General features: G+C 34.5%; 19 protein-coding genes. 5 read left to right on the forward strand and 14 right to left on the reverse strand.

The genetic code is table 11. The features are described from left to right. Positions 1–2 precede the first annotated feature (2 nt). Genes I5776_RS11775 through I5776_RS11785 form a run of 3 tightly spaced genes read right to left on the reverse strand, consistent with a single transcriptional unit; the run spans position 3 to position 2747 of the window. Positions 3–920 (reverse strand): osmoprotectant ABC transporter substrate-binding protein, encoded by a 918-nt coding sequence (locus I5776_RS11775; RefSeq protein ID WP_425490379.1) that lies wholly within the window; start codon positions 918–920, stop codon positions 3–5. Between the two features lie 9 nt (positions 921–929). Beyond that, positions 930–1583, reverse strand: a complete 654-nt coding sequence (locus tag I5776_RS11780) for an ABC transporter permease (RefSeq protein WP_202776605.1) — start codon at positions 1581–1583, stop codon at positions 930–932. 12 nt (positions 1584–1595) lie between these two features. Further along, entirely contained in the window at positions 1596–2747 is a 1152-nt protein-coding gene (locus tag I5776_RS11785) for a betaine/proline/choline family ABC transporter ATP-binding protein (protein WP_202776606.1), read from the reverse strand. Positions 2748–3013: 266 nt separating this feature from the next. On the opposite strand from I5776_RS11785, the gene I5776_RS11790 reads away from it, so the two are divergent. Together I5776_RS11790 and I5776_RS11795 are read left to right on the forward strand one after the other, a co-directional pair. Then, positions 3014–3550, forward strand: a complete 537-nt coding sequence (locus I5776_RS11790) for a GbsR/MarR family transcriptional regulator (RefSeq protein ID WP_107958802.1) — start codon at positions 3014–3016, stop codon at positions 3548–3550. A gap of 126 nt (positions 3551–3676) precedes the next feature. Beyond that, positions 3677–4069 carry a thiol-disulfide oxidoreductase DCC family protein gene (locus tag I5776_RS11795; protein ID WP_202776607.1) on the forward strand — a complete coding sequence of 131 codons (393 nt, stop codon included), beginning with the start codon at positions 3677–3679 and terminating at the stop codon, positions 4067–4069. 68 nt (positions 4070–4137) lie between these two features. Here the strand turns inward: I5776_RS11795 and I5776_RS11800 are convergent, their stop codons facing one another. From I5776_RS11800 to I5776_RS11825, 6 genes are all read right to left on the reverse strand, one after another. Then, the gene (locus tag I5776_RS11800) at positions 4138–5349 is read right to left on the reverse strand and encodes an MFS transporter (RefSeq protein ID WP_202776608.1); all 1212 of its coding nucleotides are present in this window, start codon (positions 5347–5349) and stop codon (positions 4138–4140) included. A gap of 19 nt (positions 5350–5368) precedes the next feature. Next, a complete protein-coding gene (locus I5776_RS11805; protein WP_202776609.1) occupies positions 5369–6283 on the reverse strand; it encodes a LysR family transcriptional regulator in 915 nt (304 codons plus the stop codon). Between the two features lie 159 nt (positions 6284–6442). After that, positions 6443–7231 carry a DUF817 domain-containing protein gene (locus I5776_RS11810; protein ID WP_202780780.1) on the reverse strand — a complete coding sequence of 263 codons (789 nt, stop codon included), beginning with the start codon at positions 7229–7231 and terminating at the stop codon, positions 6443–6445. Between the two features lie 91 nt (positions 7232–7322). Continuing rightward, positions 7323–7544 carry a helix-turn-helix domain-containing protein gene (locus tag I5776_RS11815; protein WP_202776610.1) on the reverse strand — a complete coding sequence of 74 codons (222 nt, stop codon included), beginning with the start codon at positions 7542–7544 and terminating at the stop codon, positions 7323–7325. A 10-nt stretch (positions 7545–7554) separates the two neighbouring features. Continuing rightward, the gene (locus I5776_RS11820; protein ID WP_202776611.1) at positions 7555–8037 is read right to left on the reverse strand and encodes a DUF2975 domain-containing protein; all 483 of its coding nucleotides are present in this window, start codon (positions 8035–8037) and stop codon (positions 7555–7557) included. Between the two features lie 252 nt (positions 8038–8289). Beyond that, positions 8290–9147, reverse strand: coding sequence for a GNAT family N-acetyltransferase (locus I5776_RS11825; RefSeq protein WP_246483777.1), 858 nt, complete (start codon positions 9145–9147; stop codon positions 8290–8292). Positions 9148–9293: 146 nt separating this feature from the next. Between I5776_RS11825 and I5776_RS11830 the strand changes: the two genes are divergently transcribed. Further along, on the forward strand, positions 9294–10088 hold the full coding sequence (locus I5776_RS11830) for an ABC transporter ATP-binding protein (protein WP_202776612.1): 795 nt from the start codon (positions 9294–9296) through the stop codon (positions 10086–10088). A gap of 28 nt (positions 10089–10116) precedes the next feature. Here the strand turns inward: I5776_RS11830 and I5776_RS11835 are convergent, their stop codons facing one another. The 5 genes from I5776_RS11835 to I5776_RS11855 all read right to left on the reverse strand — a co-directional run bounded on the left by I5776_RS11835 (position 10117) and on the right by I5776_RS11855 (position 14093). Continuing rightward, on the reverse strand, positions 10117–10656 hold the full coding sequence (locus tag I5776_RS11835; protein WP_202776613.1) for a histidine phosphatase family protein: 540 nt from the start codon (positions 10654–10656) through the stop codon (positions 10117–10119). A gap of 75 nt (positions 10657–10731) precedes the next feature. Continuing rightward, complete coding sequence (locus I5776_RS11840) at positions 10732–11439, reverse strand: DNA alkylation repair protein (RefSeq protein WP_202776614.1); 708 nt, start codon at positions 11437–11439, stop codon at positions 10732–10734. A 62-nt stretch (positions 11440–11501) separates the two neighbouring features. Continuing rightward, positions 11502–12095, reverse strand: a complete 594-nt coding sequence (locus I5776_RS11845) for a YdeI/OmpD-associated family protein (protein WP_202776615.1) — start codon at positions 12093–12095, stop codon at positions 11502–11504. Between the two features lie 280 nt (positions 12096–12375). Next, on the reverse strand, positions 12376–13620 hold the full coding sequence (locus tag I5776_RS11850) for a helix-turn-helix domain-containing protein (protein ID WP_202776616.1): 1245 nt from the start codon (positions 13618–13620) through the stop codon (positions 12376–12378). A 68-nt stretch (positions 13621–13688) separates the two neighbouring features. Then, complete coding sequence (locus I5776_RS11855; RefSeq protein WP_202776617.1) at positions 13689–14093, reverse strand: Rrf2 family transcriptional regulator; 405 nt, start codon at positions 14091–14093, stop codon at positions 13689–13691. Positions 14094–14280: 187 nt separating this feature from the next. On the opposite strand from I5776_RS11855, the gene I5776_RS11860 reads away from it, so the two are divergent. Continuing rightward, positions 14281–14649: a hypothetical protein gene (locus I5776_RS11860; protein ID WP_202776618.1), complete on the forward strand. Its 369-nt coding sequence runs from the start codon at positions 14281–14283 to the stop codon at positions 14647–14649. 520 nt (positions 14650–15169) lie between these two features. After that, the gene (locus I5776_RS11865) at positions 15170–16144 is read left to right on the forward strand and encodes a hypothetical protein (protein ID WP_202776619.1); all 975 of its coding nucleotides are present in this window, start codon (positions 15170–15172) and stop codon (positions 16142–16144) included. Positions 16145–16175 lie beyond the last annotated feature (31 nt).

Raw genomic sequence — 16175 nt, forward strand, 5'->3', positions numbered from 1 at the left:
CCTTACTCAAAATAGTTATTTTCCTCTAAGAACTTTTTAGCGACGGTAGAAGGCTCTTTCATTTTTCCATCGCTTTCATAATTTAATTGCTGCATTTTTTTCGTACTAATCTTTCCAACCAGCTTTTGTAAGATTCCTTTTAATTCAGGATGTTTTTTTAATACATCATTTCTAGCGACAGGCGATGCATCGTAAGGAGGGAAGAAATGTTTATCATCCTCCAGTACCTGAAGATTATATGCATTAATCCGGCCGTCTGTTGTATAAGCTAAAACGACATCCATTTTTCCGCTTTGAACCGCTTTATAAACGAGTCCGATTTGCATTGGGAAGGTTTGACCAAATTCAAAGCCATACTCCTTCACAAAACCTTCGTAGCCATCTCCTTTTCGTTTTAACCATGAATTATCAACACCTAAACTCAAGTCTTTCACCATTGGTTCTAATTGGGAAACTTTTGATATATTATTTTTTTCGGCAAAGTCTTTCGTTACAGTAAATGCATATGAATTGGCGAATCCATATGAATCAAACCATGTCTGATCAAATCGTTTATCAAATTCCTTTTGAACAATTTTCAATGCCTTTTTAGGATCATTTACTGGATCCATCCCAAGAGCACCCGGCAAATCCGTCCCTGTATAGCGTGCTGCGGAGATATCAACATCCCCGTTAAGCATTGCTTTATGCAGTACGATGGATGAACCTAAATTGTTCACTAAATCCACCTTTAAATCCGTATAATGTTCAATCATTAATTTTTCCATATATCCAAGAATTTGTGTTTCAGTTGTTGTCACCATACCAATCGAAATCGACTTATCTGAAGATGCACTTAAACCAGGTAAAGAGCATCCACTGATGATCAATGAGATTGACAAAACGAAGACGACAAACCATTTTCGTTTTTTCATACTAATGCTCCTTCCTTATGCAGCTTGTTCTAATTTTCGTATCCCTTTTGGTGTTGCCCAATTTTCTAGTTTTCCTAATAAAAGATCGACAAGCAAAGCGAGTATAGTTACTGGGACTGCCCCTGCAATAATAAACTCTGTTTGATATAAATTAAGGCCACTAAATATATAATCACCAAGCCCACCTGCACCGATAAAGGCAGCAAGTGTTGCCCATCCTATTAAATAAACGGTAGACAATCGAATACCAGCCATAATAACCGGTATCGCTAATGGAATTTCGACATAGCGAATCCGTTCCCATCCAGTCATACCCATCCCGCGACCTGCCTCAAGCAAGTTTCGTTCGATCCCTTTGACACCAATATACGTGTTTCTCAAGATGGGTAGGACTGAATAGAAAAATAACGCAACAATTGCGGGTACCTTTCCAACACCTAGAATTGGAATAAAAAAGGCTAAAATAGCGAGACTCGGAAAGGTTTGAATGACACCAGCAATTCCCATAATTACTCCTGCTAATTTCGGCGTTCTTGTTAAGGCAATACCTACTGGCACGGCAACAATAATCCCGAGAAAAACAGCAATGATAGAAATATAGAAATGCTGCCATGTTTTAAATAATAACTCGCTCCAATTACTAGTTAAAAATTGTATAATGCTATCCATATAGTTCCCCTCCTAGCCTACATTTTTCGTTTCAATCTCCTCTTGTACATCACCCCAAATAGAATCATAAACAATATCTACTAAACTAGCTCTAGTAACAATCCCAACTAAACGTTTACGACGGTCGACTACTGGAACATATTTCATTCCCATAATTAATATTTTTCGAATCGTATCACGGACTAATGTTTCTTTTTCAACGGCAAAGAATTCCGTTTCTAATACGTCTGCCACTTGAACCATTTTTTTGCGATTCTGATCTATTATTTCTACATCTATATATCCTTTTAAAACTTTGTTTCCATCGACTACAAGGAGTGAATCTACTCGTTTCTCTTTCATAATTTGAATTGCTTCCGATAGAGATTTATCTTCCGTTATTGTTATTGGGTTAGCGTTCATTACCTGCTCAACCGTTTGTATATTAGGTCTTGCCTGTAATAAACGTTCTTTTCCGATAAATTCTTCAACAAAATCATTGGCTGGTTCGCGTAATATCTCGTCAGGAGTGCCTACTTGAACCAATTGACCATCTTTCATAATCACAATACGATCTGCTAGTTTAAGTGCCTCGTCCATATCATGAGTAACAAATACAATTGTCTTCCCAAGCGTTTGTTGCAGCTTTTTGAATTCATCTTGTAGGGAATCTCTTGTAATTGGGTCAAGAGCTCCAAACGGTTCATCCATCAGTATCAATGGTTGGTCTGCTGCAAGTGCACGGAGTACACCAATACGCTGCTGTTGTCCACCACTTAATTCATGTGGGTATCGATCTAAATAATCATCTGTCATGTTGACTAGTTTAAGTAGCTCTTTGGCACGTGTTCTACGTTTCTCTTCCGGCCATTTTAGTAGTTTTGGAATGAGTGAGATATTTTCTTGAATGGTCATATGGGGAAATAAACCAATTTGCTGAATGACATAACCAATTTCTCTTCTAAGTTGCACTGGGTCCTTTTCCATTATATTTTTACCATTAATATAAATATTGCCACTCGATGGTTCAATAAGACGATTAATCATTTTCATCGTAGTTGTTTTCCCGCAACCACTTGGTCCGATGAAAACGATGAATTCACCTGGATTAAATTCTAAATTTAAATCTGCGACTGCCTTCTTTCCACCTTTATACACTTTTGTTACGTGATCAAATTTAAGCAAAATGATGACACCTCCGTAAATTTCATAAAATACTTACTTACTCACTAACTAATTGTATCGTACACTTTGTGAAATATAAAGTTTACAAATTTTATATATTGTATAGATTATACGCAAATTCGTGACTGCATATTGGTTGAAACCACATTATTCTTACTATTACTTATAGATGCTCCGTTTTACTCCCTGCATTGCTTGTTTATTTTTCCCTAAATATGTGATACATTGACTTAGTAAATTAGGTGGTTGAAAGGAGCCTACTACCTATGGATGAAAAACCATTAAAATTAATTAATCAAGCGAAAGAACAATATATAGAGAAAATTGCAGATAATATGAGAACCTATGGAGTATCCACTACGGTTGGTCGAGTTCTCGGTATTATTTATATGAATCGAAAACCGATGACGCTTGACGAACTTTCCGCTGCAACTGGCATGAGTAAAACAAGAATGAGCCAAGTCGTTCGCGAAATGCTTGATATCAATATTGCTGAAAAGGTATTCGAAAAAGGTGTTCGCAAGGATATTTATGATGTCGAATCCGATTATTACGAAACATTTATTTCTATCTTCACCTCCAATTGGCGAAAAACAATCAATCGAAATAAAATATTTGAAAAAAAATTATCTAGAGAACTCTCATTATTAAAGGAACATGAAGAGTTATCACCAGAAGTTGAAGCAAGTGTTAATGAACTACTGAAAGAAATGAAAGTATGGTCGGGCTACTATCAATGGCTAACACGGTTGGTTGACTTTTTCGAAAGTGGGGAAATATTCGAGCACGTTCCAAAATCGTAGACCAGCTATGTATCAATACTCCCATTTTTAAAAGTGGGAGTATTATTATTTACCCATTATTTTTTGCTTATAAACATAATTAATATGTTATCCTTAATTTACATAAAATTTAGCGGGTGATTTTACATGGGCGGAATCATTTTATTTGATGGTGTGTGTAATTTTTGCAATAGCAGCGTACAGTTTATATTGAAGAGGGACCCTAAAGGCTATTTCAAGTTCGCATCACTACAAAGTGAAACTGGAAAATCACTAATAAAGAAATACGAGATTAATGAGGATATTAACAGCCTTGTATTAATAGAAGAAGATACATATTTTCTTAAATCAAACGCTGTTTTAAGAATTTGTATCCATTTACGCGGTTTATGGGGAATATTCTCCATATTTCGTTTCATACCTACACCTGTGCGGAATAGTTTGTATACTATCGTCGCAAAAAATCGCTATACTTGGTTTGGAAAGAGAGAAACTTGTAGAATTCCAAGCATAGAGGAAAGACAAAGATTTTTAGATTAGATTCATCATTTCGCTAATACAGAGGAGAGAATAGCACTCTCCTCTTTTTTTACTCGTTTTATAAAAATTTAAGCAATATGCGAAGACAAGTGCAGTTTTTTCTTTGTAATTACACCCAAGCGAATAGAACAAACGATTGCAATTAAAGAAAAAATGACAATCATACTAACAACACCGATCCAGCCAAAATCACTATAAAATGTCCCACCTGCGGTCCCGCCGATACTAGAGCCGGCGTAATAGAAAAATAAATACAATGATGATGCCTGGGCTTTATCATGAGTCGAAAGTTTGCCGACCCAGCCGCTCGCTATTGAATGTCCAGCAAAGAAACCAAAGGTAAAAATGGCAATCCCGACAATTTTCAACAAAAGATTAGTATTCAATGTAATTATTGCACCGATTAATAATATAAATAATGAAACTTGTATCATTCTTTTGCGACCATGGTGATCTGCTAATATCCCCATCCATGTTGAACTGAATGTACCCACAATGTATACAATAAAAATAAAGCCGACTAAAGTTTGACTTAAAGAGTATGGGGGTGCGATTAGCTGAAATCCTATATAATTATAAAGTGTTACAAAGCTTCCCATTAATAAAAAGCCAATCACAAATAAGTAAATAAGTCCCGGTTCCTTAAATTGGCTGAAAAGTGATTTACCTAATTTCCTTACTTCAAACGCTCTAGGTTGAAAATGAGTTGAATTCGGTAACACAAGCCAAAATAACAAACTAGCTAATAAACTTATAATACCAATACCTATTAGTGCAATATGCCAATTAAAATAATCCGTTAACACACCGCTAATGATTCGTCCACCCATACCACCTATCGAGTTCCCGCTTATATATAAGCCCATCGCCATTCCAAGACTTTTTGGGTCTATTTCTTCCCCTAAATAAGCCATCGCGATGGCCGGCAATCCTGCTAGTACAATACCTTGTAAAATCCGAAAGAGTAAAAGTAAATGAAAATTAGGGCTTAATGCCGTCAAAATAGCTAAAATAGAGGATGCCACTAAAGAAACGGTCATTACTGATTTTCTTCCGTACACTTCTGATAATGATCCTACAAGGAGCATACTAATTGCTAAAGCAATTGTTGTTGATGATAATGTTAAACTGGATATAGCCGGTGAAAGGTGGAACTCTTTAGCAATCTCGGGCAATAATGGTTGTGTACTCCAAAGTATTGCAAAGGTATTAAATCCCCCAGCAAACAAAGCTAAGCTTGCCATTCGAAAGTTTTTTGTTCCACGTTCGATATAACTCATGATGAATACTCCTTTTTTGCTAATAATGTTCCATGTCCTCACAACTGGAACTATTAAACTGGTTACCTTGATTTTTTACATATTGAATAAATCGTTTTGTTACAGGTGATAAATAACGGCCTTCTTTCCAAGCAATCCCTATTGTACGAGTACATAACGGCTTAGCGACCCGAAGTAACTTCACTTTATTTTTGTCCAAAATACTTAAATTAGGGACAAGTGATACTCCTAATTTTGCTCCGACAAGTCCTGCAACCGTTCCAATTTCTTCGCCTTCAAAAACAACTTTTGGTGTAAAATTAGACTGTACACAAAGCTGATCCGTAATCGTTCTCAAACCGTATCCATCTTTAAATGCGATGAACGGTTCATCTTTTATATCCTGTAAATTTACTGAGTCTTGTTTTGCTAATGGATGATGGACAGATACGATGATAAATAACTCCTCTATAATCAAAGGCAGCCTCACAATATCCTTATGTTCTTGATGCAACGAAACAAAGGCGACATCGATTTCACCCGCTTCCAACTGTTCTAAAACTGAAAGTGATGATGCCTGATTCAATTGAAACTTTACATTAGGATATAGACTTTGGAAAGAACTGACGATTTCAGGGACAAAACTAATTCCGAGCGAATGAAGAAATGCTAACGATACTGTTCCGTTTTCCGGATGTAATGCTTGTTGTATTTCTTCAATCCCATTCTCGATTTCTTTAATTGAACGCTCCACTCGATGAAGAAACATTCTTCCGTACTTATTTAAAATTATGTTTCTTCCTTTACGGTCAAATAATGCAACACCTAACTCCTCTTCAAGCTTCGAAATGGATCTGCTTAAAGCTGGCTGAGAAACGGAAAGTATTTCCGCCGCACGAGTAAAATGTTCTGTTTTTGCAACGACTTGAAAATATTGAATTTGATGCCATTCCATACGATTGATCCCACCGTTCCTTTTACATGCTTATAATACTCCTTCTTCTTTATAACTTCCAATTGTATATTTGCATCATATTTATGCATATAGGTTATGAAAAAAAGTCGAATCCATACTAAAAAAGGATCCGACTTTTAAAATGAGATTTCAAAGTAATTATAAAGATTGACCATCCGTACTAATGGAGCTTTTCCCCTTCACTTGCTTTAACGTAGCTACAATAAGAAAGCTGACAATCACTAATAAGAGCCATGAACTTACCTTACCTAGATGAACGAGACTCCATGCTTCGGTTTGGTTTGGATACGTCCAAGCTCCAAAGAACGTTGCGATATTTTCGGCTATCCAAATAAAAAAGCCGATAAGCACAAAAGAAAGTGCGAGAGGCATGCGGTAACGAGTACCATTAACCTCGTATATAACCCACGATTTCCAAAAAACGATAATAACAAGTCCGGATAACCATAAACGGATATCAATCCAGTAGTGGTGAGTGAAGAAGTTTAAATAAATCGCGGCCGCAAGCGGGACAACGAACACAAAAGGAGGCCATTTAACCAGCTCAACATTCAACCTCCTCCACGCTTGGCAAAGATAACTCGCTACACTTGCATACATGAATCCGCTATACAAAGGTACTCCAAATATTTTGAAGTACCCTTCCTCAGGATAAGACCAAGAGCCCATATGTACCTTGAAAAGTTCAAGAGCAAGTCCAATAAGGTGAAACAATGAGATTACCTTTAGTTCATCCATTGTTTCAAGCCCAGATTTCACCATCCACCATTGCATAAGAAGGCAAATGATTAGTAGCCAGTCATACCGCGGCAGGAAGGGAAGTGGGATGATTTGTGTAAGAGCCAAAGAGGCAAAAATAACGACAGGAAACAAACATGATAATGCTTGTTTCCATCCAAAATGAACAAGTTGTATTAGTGCTCTCATGATTTTTACATGGTTCAATTCATGAGTTGTTTCCCATTTACGAATTTGATTCATTGAAATCTTCCCTCTCCTTTTAGTGTTAAATATTTTATTAATCTTGAGAGACTTCATCACTTCGGTATTCTAAAATATCTCCGGGCTGACATTCTAAAGCCTTACAAATTCCCTCTAAAGTTGATAATCGAATGGCTTTTGCCTTTCCATTTTTCAATATCGAAAGGTTTGCCATTGTTATTCCAACCCTTTCTGAAAGTTCAGTAACACTCATTTTTCTTTTAGCAAGCATCACATCAATATTTATTATAATTGCCATTGTTATCACCTCAGACCGTTAAGTCATTTTCTGATTTTATATCAATCGCTTCTTTTAACAGTTTTTGTAGAACAGCGGCAAAGACCGCGATCACCAATGAAGCAAAAGGAACTACTAAACCGATAAAGACTACACCTGGGGCATCATCTTTATCCGCAAATAGATAGAAGAGCGGTAAGACTAGAATATGTAAGCAACTGATTGTGATGGCACAGTATTTGATTCTCTCTAAAGATGTAACAGAAATTTGCGAGAAAGCTTTATTTTTGTCAATAAAGCGTAGAAGTTTGAAAGCCTGATACAAAGCAAAGTAAAAAGGAATCACTGATGCATAAAATACGACGAAAACGAAATATTTTATATAAGTAAACTCAGGTAATAATTTTGCTGCAAGATTTCCTAACTCAGGCACCAAAAATATGCACATAGCAAGAATCGGAATTCCAATAAAAATCACAGCTATCTTCAAAAAGAGCGTTGACACTCGTTTCATAAAAAGCACCTCACTTATTTAATGTCTTTATTGAATTTAACATAATATTTATCGTTTTTCAATAAAAAGTTATTGATTCCCACTACACTCTTATTGTTATAAAATTATCGTATTCATTTGATAAAAGAAAAAGCATTCCTCATACCTCTGAGAAATGCAATAAAACACTAATAACTATTCAATACTTAAACTGTTGAACCTTTCCTCATTTCAAAATATAATCAACAAAACAATCGATTAATAAAATATGTTTTACATCGATGGAATTACAACTGCATTACACGCTTTCTCATAAAATTCAATCGGTCCTGCCCCACCAATAACTGCATACTCATAACCAATTTCCTTCATATCTTTTAAACAATGATGAAGTAGTGCATAGCCAATACCTTTAATCCTATAAGATTTCGTTACACCCATAGGACCGAAATAACATTTTCTATTCTTATATATATCAAAAGCAGCAAAGCCAATAATTTCTTTATAATTATCATATGCAATATATATAGAAGGATCATCTAATAAGAACGCTGTTCTAATGGTTTGTGACCATTCCTTTGAAAAATTCTTATCTACAAAATTAACAATATTATTTTCATCCTTACTATTTGCCCTTCGGATCAAGGGCGAATCTACTTTGGGAAATGTGTATTTGCCTAGGTGAGTAATCATATCCCTTGAATTTGTTCCGAGAGCTAAAATTATTTCCTTATTTTCATCTGTTAAAAAACTATCCATCACTTCAGTAGTAATTAAAGCTTTAAGTAAATGACCTTCATTTAGATAAACTTGATTATATTTTTCCATGTAATGAATTGCAGTACGAAAAACTTCAATCACTTCAACCGTTACAGCTATATTAAAAAAATCACTTTCCGTTATATTTTGATTTTGTGTTTTCCTTAATTCTATTATTCTATTTTTCATTAAAGATTTGTCTATGTTAGCTTTCATAGATATTTCACCGAGCACTCCAGTTTTTTCGTTTAGGCACGCAATAAGTAAATGGACGGGCTGTAACACTTTATCTTTAGAAAGATGCACCTCTTTCTCTGCATACCTCATAATTCTTATCATTCTACTAGTAAAATAAAAGTTTGAATGACCCAAATTAACTCCCCCTTTAAAACAGTCTAGCACGTAAAATCATTTTATCGATTGTGATTTTGGATTTTTGCAAAAAAGATGGTATTATAAATTCAATATTTTCTAAATAATAAAACACTACACTCTATTGATTAAAGGGAATGAGGCAAATGATTATTAATATGAACAACGTATGCTGGAAACGCGGGGAAAACTGGATTTTAAAAAATCTATCTTGGGATGTCAAAGAAAAAGAACATTGGTGTATTCTTGGTCTTAACGGATCTGGTAAAACGACTCTCCTTAATATGATTAATGGCTATATTTGGCCGACAAAAGGAGAAGTGAATGTATTAGGGAACACATTTGGTCGTACCGATCTTCGAGAACTTCGAAAATCAATTGGATGGGTAAGCTCTTCATTACAACAGCGATTGCCTGATGAGGAAATAGTCGTAAATATCGTATTGAGCGGCAAATTTGCAAGCATCGGTTTATATGATCAAGCAAACCCACAAGACTATGAAAAAGTGAATGATCTACTAACATTGCTAGATTGCCAGCATTTAAGAAATCGAATGTATCAAACATTATCCCAAGGGGAACGCCAACGTATACTAATCGCAAGAGCTTTAATGGCCACACCAAAATTACTTATATTAGATGAACCATGTACAGGACTGGATATCATTGCTCGGGAACAGCTTTTACAATTGATTGAAACATTAGCGAATCAACCAGATGGTCCTACTTTGATCTATGTCACGCATCATGTTGAAGAAATTCTCCCTTCCTTTCAAAAAGCTTTATTCTTAAAAAATGGTGAACAATTTGCCTCCGGTAATACAATTGACCTATTAACTGAAAAAAGATTATCGGAATTCTATAGTACACCTATTTCTATTACAAAGAATCTTGATCGGACTTGGTTGTCATTTAAAGGGAATTTAATCACGAACGCATGAATGATCATGCGTTCACTTTTTGTTAATTCTATTTCCAAATTCTCTTAATATTAATTGAATTGGTATCAAAATCCAATTGATAAACATCTGGATTCGTCAAATCCCGCCATGTTTCAAAGGAATACTTGTTATCAAAATAATTTAATATTAAGGATAATAAATTCCCATGTGTTGCAACTACGGTCGTGTCATATGGTCCTTCTACTATCTCTGTTATTACATCGATCGCACGCTTTGCAGCCTTTCTACTTGATTCCCCGCCATCAAAGCAAAGATCTATATCATCAAACGTTCTTCTTAGCATGTCAAACCATTCGGGTTGATCAGTTGTACTAAGTACCCTCTCAGTTAAACGTGTATCTTTAACGATTCTAAGTTTCTTCATATTTGCAAGTGGAACTACGGAATCAACAGCTCTTTTAAAAGGACTTGCTATTATTTGATCAATGTTTTTAGTAGAAAAAAATTCAGCTAATTCAACAGATTGCTTGACACCTATTTCTGTTAAATTCGCATCCATTTCCTGACCAAATGCCTGACAATGTCGAATAAGGTAAATCGTTTTCAATTACGCTCTTCCCCTTGTATGAAATAGTTTTTTATTCATTATAATCTTGAATCGCTCACGAAGCTAAACTAATTTTCAACACCTGACATACTTGCGTTTGAAACCAAGTCTTCCTCTATCAATTTCTTTTTGAATACTTTCGTGAGCATTTAAGAGACTGCTTTTCTTAAGTTCCCGTCTAACTTCTACTATACCTACTGCCTTTGCGGTTTCGACTGCCTTTTCATGCAGTGGCAAATAAGAAATCCCCACAGTGGATAGAAAATTATTCATAGACGATTTCGTTCGTTCTGGTGAATCATGAATCGTATTTTTCACAATATCAAGCATATTGGAAATTTTACTTTCGGAAAATTCATTGTCTTTACGATTTCCTAAAAGCCAGCAATAGCAACTCCAACCCGCTGACATTCTCAGCTCGTCACCGCTTGCAATCCACTTATCAGCAATGTTTTGGGCAATATCCGATTCAGATAAAGTTACTGCTACCACATAATCGGACAGCATATAAAAATACGCCCCATCCATCCAACGATCAAAATCCGACTCTGTCATAGCTTTCGGATCTGCAATGATGCCTGCAAAGTACATTGCATCGTAGTTACCTGTGGAATAAAGCTCTTCAGCTAAACGTTGATTTATTTTTATTTTCCTTGCAATAGGTTTCATAGCGCCTGTAGCTACACCAAAAAGAGGTTCATGGGCACCATTCGATATGTACATTTTTTTCATTCGATCCTTACCGAGCTCTTCAAGCTCCTTCATAACTGTATCAAAATCCATAGTTACACTTCCTTTAGATGAATATTTTAGGCTGTGCTTAATTTAGTTTCCTATCAAATAAACTAATCATTTAATCCTTTTCCGTCGAGAATTTTCTGTGTATATTTTTCAATCCTTGACACTCTAGTTTTGGATTGCTTTGCTTCAGCAAAATAACGAATGTATGCTCTTTGCCGCCCCGGCGTTAATGCTTCAAAAGCGGTTTTCAAGGCAGGGATTTCATCGAATTTATTTTGAAGTTCTTCAGGAATACTGAATTCCGTTTTCTTTTTATAATTTACTTTCAAACCAGCTTTTTCTACTTCGATCGCTTCATTAATATATTCTTTCAAGATGGTTTCCATTTCAATTATTTCTTGTACATTGGTGAACCGAATCTGGCGCGCTGCCTGCACATTCTCCGTTTGTTGGATCAGTATCATATGGGGATCCTTTAACAAGGCACCTTTGTGAAACAAGAGTGCACAATATTCTTTAAATCCATGAATCAAAACGATGTTTTTATTCTCAAACATGTAACAAGGATGCATCCACTTAATATCTTCTGTCAGCTCGCAGTCAAGAACGATATTTCGTAACGCCTCAAATTCTTCCTTCCACTTTTTTGCCTTTTTTAGAAATCCATCAACCTTACGATTTTTTCTACTATTTTCCATGGAAAAATCCCCTCTTTCCGACTTTACTAGAATATACAACAACATTGAAACCTTTTCCAATACCCGAAAAGTATCTGAATATGCTTATGTGATCACAGCTTATTAACTTAATTAAACTCGAATCAAAAATGGCTGCCTTAATCAGCAGCCGTTTACATATAAAAATTCGTTTATGACCTCAATTTTAATTTCAAAATCTAAGTATTGATCTCTTTTGTATTAATCATTGTCCATTGTTTTTCCCTTCGTTATTTACATTTAGTCTATTTAAAATACGACACTAATCTAAATCATAATGGCTTTTCTCAGCAAGCATTTTCTTTTTGGCGATAGTCCATGCCTTTTCGTTCTGCCCTGTTTTTATAAAATACCGAAATAGCCTAACTTCAAAATGCTGTATTCCATCCTCATTCCCGGATTTTACAAAGTATGGAAGGACTTCATTTTCCACATATTCATAGTATGAATCTTCCATACCATTCAATAAAAATATATGTAAGTTAAAATAGAGATATCTATGATCCTTTCTGCGAATTGCATGGTTAAGTCCTTTTTTTGCATCGGATAATAGTCTTTCCTTCGACTTTAAGTTGCCTTTATAACAAATGTCTATGTACAAATCTAACATGGTTAGATAGTAAAAATCGTCTTCTTTTATTAACGAAAATCCTTTATCTAGATACTCTTTCGCTTCTTCAAAATATTTTCTTCTAAACAGCTCTTGTCCAAAATTATAATAGAGCTTAAGTAGTCTATCTACGGATTGAATCTTTTTGGCAGACTGAATTAATTTATAATAATATTTGCGCGTTTCTTCTAAGCTAAATTGCGATTGAGCGTTTATTTGAAGGATAATAAGCGTTTCTGTATCAAGTATACGTGTAAAATTTAATGTTTCCTGAAAATAATGCAAAGCTTTTTGCGCATAATATTGAGCTAAAGTGTTATCATGAACGGCATGATATGAAATAGCCAAGTGATAATAATATTCTTGGCTAGAATAATTGGAATTAATTTTCTTTAGAACTTCAATAGAATTCTTATAGCTTCCGATACTAAAGTAATAGATTCCCTGAACGTGATTATATAGGTTGCTCTCATATGGTGTTAGGTTATAATCAAGTTTCTTAATTTTCTCCATTATTTTATGACACTTTTCAATTTCATAAAATACAAGATAATGACGGGCCAAAAAAAGTGAGTAACGAACTTGAAAATCGGGAATATCCTTTAATGGGTTAGCGTCAAGTGCTGCTTTTTTTACATGCATGTCTTCGGTATCTAACATAACAATAGCGTTTTGCCACTCTTGTAATGCAGCTACAAAACTTTTGAATTTTCTTACTTCCTCTTGAATATCTATTTCTAATTGTTTAGAAAGGATTGTTGTAATCTCACCCGAATATTCTGTTATGCCGCGTTCAATTTTACTTAAATGACTAACAGAACAAATCCCTTTTGATAGCTGTTCTTGCGTGTATCCTTTTTGTTCTCTGTAGTATTTTAAAATTTTCCCCTCAATCATCCTGTCCCCCCCTACAAATAGTATACAGAATATATGAAAGGTTTGGAATAATCTTTAAAAGGGCGTGGTCATAATGTTGTCTTATTTATTTTGTTGGCAATGTCAACTATCCGAGTACGATTCAATTCATCTAAAAACTTCTCCTCGGCTGATTCTATCGCTTTCTGAATTAAACAATCTGGATTATGATTTGAGCAATAATCAAAAATAGGTGTCAAACCTTCAATCGCCTTTACCACATCAAGGAATGAAAATTCTACCCACCCTGCCTTTAATTTATAACCACCATTTGCACCTGAAACAGATTCAATCATACCTGACTTTACTAACTTGGTTAGAATTTTTGATAAATATGTCGTTGAAACTTGTTGATGTTCAGCTAATTTTGCCACACCAATATGTTCATTTTGGGGATTAACAGCTAATAATAACATGGTATGAAGTGCATAATTCGTTGCTTTCGTTAACTTCATATTAAGACTCCTATTGTAGATTTAACATATCTATAATATCTTTTTGGAAATTTCTTGTCAAATCCTAAAAAATCATCTTATTGAGGCAAAATGTTAAGTAAAATTCATGAATTAATTTAGATACCACATCCTTTTACGTTATAATTAAGGAAGTATAAAAAACCGAGACTTAAAGGAGATATTGTCTGTGTTCCTAAGAGAACTAAATCAAAAAGAGAAGGAAGCGTTTCTTGAACTCGCTTATCTCATAGCAAAAATTGATAAAAATCAATCTATATTCGAAAATTCAATTCTAATTAAGTTCAAAACAGAGATGGGAATTGATAAATATTCAATAAAAGGATCTGACATAGAAGATATACTTGAAGTATTTGAGAATGATCGGACTAAAAATATCGTCTTAGTTGAAATCCTTAGACTAATCTTCTCAGATGGAGTTTTTCACGATTTTGAGAGAGAATCTATTCAACTAATAAAAAAACATTTTGGTTTCGATAAAGATGATTACCAAAGTTTACGGGATTGGGTTATAAAAATAAAAGAATTAGAACAATAAGTAACAACTAAAATTATATGTTAAAACTTTTACTGTATTTAGAAAAGACTTTTAAATTGACTCCAATAAATATAGAGTGTATACTCGTAATCGTTGTACGCATAAATTGGAGATTGATCCCCACAACTTGTTTTGTGGGGATTTTTGTTTTGATTACTTTTATACATTTCAAGGGTTATAGAATTAGATAAAAAAACTTATATTGAAACTTCTTTTTAATTTCTATATATTACTAATATATACTTGGTTCAAGGAGGGACTAAAGATCACTTTACTACCTTTGTATTTATTACACGTAACTGCCGATCCCCACGTAGAAAATGATTTTCAATTATGGCTCGTCCTTTTCTGCAATCTTCTAATGGTTATCACCGGTTTCATTTTTATGTATAAACTGTTTAAACTTAAAAATGTAAAAAAAACGGCAATTACATTTGGGATCATCTTACTTATTAATTATTTTCTTATACTTATTTTCGGAAGTTTCTTTGATTTACTTGGTTAACGAAGGGAGATGTTGATGAATTTGAAATTTTACCGACTTTGGGTTTTAGCATTTTTACTTAAATTTATTGGTTCTGCTTGGGATGCGTCCTATCATTTCCGATATTTATTTGAAAAGTACTCCATTCCTCATTTAGTTAATTTTGCCGGCTTTGCATTAGGGGCATTCCTTTTATTTAATGAGTGGCGGCGTTTAAACTATATGGATCGTTTTTCTAGAAATTTAACGACAATTGGCTATGTACTGTTTTTAATTGGAATTCCTTTAGATTTTAGTTATCATATCGCATATGGAATTGATTTGACAACATGGAGTCCAACACATTTTGTCTATTATATTGCGACTGGAATTATGATTATTGCTGTTTGGCGCGGGTATTCGGTTTATACAAAAGGTCAAGTGCCTCTATGGAAATCAATGCATACTTGGTTTGCCATGTTTTTATTAGAATGTCTTGTATTCCCAAATATGCAGCAAGAAAATGGTTCTATCTCATATGATCAATATATCCATGGTAAATCAATCGCATCTAAAGAAATTTTAGCGATTTTATCTGACCCAGCATCGCAAATTTTTGGCGGAATCCCACCTTGGTTATATCCTTGTTATTCCGTATTAACGGTTTCATTATTTACTGTTTTAATCATTCGAATTTTCCGAAGTTACTCTATACCATTAGCGGCTACTGCGTTATATATTGGTTTAAGATTTATAGGAAAATTGATTTTCTTTGCAGTTGGATACCCAACATCATATGTTCCAATTACACTATTATTTATTCCTATATTCTATCTTTTAATAAAAAAATATTCTTGGCTCGCCGGTTTATTGGGCAGCTTCGTCTATTTTATTACGCTGTACGGAATTCATACATCTGGACTACTCATTACTCCACCTTTGGAGATTTCGTTACTCATACCTGTTCTACTGATAGGAATGATCGTCCCTATTATCATTCCCGCGCGGAAAAAGCGGATTGAAGAGGTGTAGTTTTCCAAATATAAATTCTTTGTACTACAAA

Source organism: Heyndrickxia vini, assembly GCF_016772275.1.
Classification (GTDB): Bacteria; Bacillota; Bacilli; order Bacillales; family Bacillaceae_C; genus Heyndrickxia; species Heyndrickxia vini.